This is a genomic window from Holzapfeliella floricola DSM 23037 = JCM 16512, from assembly GCF_001436605.1.
GTDB classification, from domain to species: domain Bacteria; phylum Bacillota; class Bacilli; order Lactobacillales; family Lactobacillaceae; genus Holzapfeliella; species Holzapfeliella floricola.
Map to the genome: position 1 here is coordinate 1 of NZ_AYZL01000014.1, position 1,522 is coordinate 1,522.

A 1,522-nucleotide genomic window follows, 5' to 3' on the forward strand; every position below is an offset into this window, starting at 1 on the left:
ACGCCGAAAGTAGTTGGTGGGTGACTACCTGCGAGGATAGGACGTTGCCACGCTTTATATATGGAGGATTAGCTCAGCTGGGAGAGCATCTGCCTTACAAGCAGGGGGTCACAGGTTCGATCCCTGTATCCTCCATTATACCGAGTCGTTAGCTCAGTTGGTAGAGCATCTGACTTTTAATCAGAGGGTCGGCAGTTCGAGCCTGCCACGACTCATTGGCTTATATTTATTAATGCCACTTTATTTTTGCGGGTGTGGCGGAATTGGCAGACGCGCTAGATTTAGGTTCTAGTGTCTTAGTGACGTGGGGGTTCAAGTCCCTTCACCCGTATTGGCAAACAATATGCCAAGTATTATAATTTAATATATAGCAGTATGCCGACTTAGCTCAGTTGGTAGAGCATCTGATTTGTAATCAGAGGGTCGGGCGTTCGAATCGTCTAGTCGGCATTATGCGGAAGTAGTTCAGTGGTAGAACATCACCTTGCCATGGTGGGGGTCGCGGGTTCGAATCCCGTCTTCCGCTTTTCATTATTTATCGCCGGGGTGGCGGAACTGGCAGACGCACAGGACTTAAAATCCTGCGAAGAGTAATCTTCGTACCGGTTCGATTCCGGTCCTCGGCATAATAATGATGCACCCATAGCGCAACTGGATAGAGTGTCTGACTACGAATCAGAAGGTTGTAGGTTCGAGTCCTACTGGGTGCATATTCGGGAAGTAGCTCAGCTTGGTAGAGCACCTGGTTTGGGACCAGGGGGTCGCAGGTTCGAATCCTGTCTTCCCGATAGCAGCAAATGTTGCTGAATATTTTTTTGTGGCGGTGTAGCTCAGCTGGCTAGAGCGTCCGGTTCATACCCGGGAGGTCGGGGGTTCGATCCCCTTCGCCGCTATTGGTAACTTGGACCTTTAGCTCAGTTGGTTAGAGCAGACGGCTCATAACCGTCCGGTCGTAGGTTCGAGTCCTACAAGGTCCATCTAGATGGACTATTGTATTTTATTAATTTTTAATTATCGCGGGATGGAGCAGTCTGGTAGCTCGTCGGGCTCATAACCCGAAGGTCGTAGGTTCAAATCCTGCTCCCGCAATATAATGAAGTGGTCCCATGGTGTAGGGGTTATCACGCCTGCCTGTCACGCAGGAGATCACCGGTTCAAATCCGGTTGGGACCGTATGATTTTTATAATCATTATTTTATATATGCGGGTGTAGTTTAGTGGTAAAACCACAGCCTTCCAAGCTGTTGTCGCGAGTTCGATTCTCGTCACCCGCTTTTATAAATATGGGCCTATAGCTCAGCTGGTTAGAGCGCACGCCTGATAAGCGTGAGGTCGATGGTTCGAGTCCATTTAGGCCCATTTTATGGAGAAGTACTCAAGTGGCTGAAGAGGCGCCCCTGCTAAGGGTGTAGGTTGCGAAAGCGGCGCGAGGGTTCAAATCCCTCCTTCTCCGTATTTTTTATTCAGGCCCGTTGGTCAAGTGGTTAAGACACCGCCCTTTCACGGCGGTATCATGGGTTCA

At 49.6% G+C, this 1,522-nt stretch carries 15 tRNA genes; all 15 read left to right on the forward strand.

Going from position 1 to position 1,522, the window contains the following annotated elements:
- The first annotated feature begins 62 nt into the window (after positions 1–62).
- The 15 genes from FC86_RS02275 (at position 63) to FC86_RS02345 (ending at position 1,453) form a co-directional block, all read left to right on the forward strand.
- Positions 63–135 (forward strand) — tRNA-Val (locus tag FC86_RS02275).
- A 7-nt stretch (positions 136–142) separates the two neighbouring features.
- Positions 143–215: transfer RNA gene (locus tag FC86_RS02280), tRNA-Lys, on the forward strand.
- A gap of 33 nt (positions 216–248) precedes the next feature.
- Positions 249–331, forward strand: a tRNA-Leu gene (locus FC86_RS02285).
- A gap of 46 nt (positions 332–377) precedes the next feature.
- Positions 378–450 (forward strand) — tRNA-Thr (locus FC86_RS02290).
- Between the two features lie 4 nt (positions 451–454).
- Positions 455–526, forward strand: a tRNA-Gly gene (locus FC86_RS02295).
- A gap of 14 nt (positions 527–540) precedes the next feature.
- A tRNA-Leu gene (locus FC86_RS02300) sits at positions 541–626 on the forward strand.
- A gap of 10 nt (positions 627–636) precedes the next feature.
- Positions 637–710 (forward strand) — tRNA-Arg (locus FC86_RS02305).
- 4 nt (positions 711–714) lie between these two features.
- Positions 715–788: transfer RNA gene (locus tag FC86_RS02310), tRNA-Pro, on the forward strand.
- Between the two features lie 31 nt (positions 789–819).
- Positions 820–893 (forward strand) — tRNA-Met (locus tag FC86_RS02315).
- Positions 894–903: 10 nt separating this feature from the next.
- Positions 904–977: transfer RNA gene (locus FC86_RS02320), tRNA-Ile, on the forward strand.
- 38 nt (positions 978–1,015) lie between these two features.
- Positions 1,016–1,089 (forward strand) — tRNA-Met (locus tag FC86_RS02325).
- A gap of 11 nt (positions 1,090–1,100) precedes the next feature.
- A tRNA-Asp gene (locus FC86_RS02330) sits at positions 1,101–1,173 on the forward strand.
- Between the two features lie 30 nt (positions 1,174–1,203).
- Positions 1,204–1,274 (forward strand) — tRNA-Gly (locus tag FC86_RS02335).
- An 11-nt stretch (positions 1,275–1,285) separates the two neighbouring features.
- Positions 1,286–1,359: transfer RNA gene (locus FC86_RS02340), tRNA-Ile, on the forward strand.
- Between the two features lie 6 nt (positions 1,360–1,365).
- Positions 1,366–1,453, forward strand: a tRNA-Ser gene (locus FC86_RS02345).
- Positions 1,454–1,522: the final 69 nt, after the last annotated feature.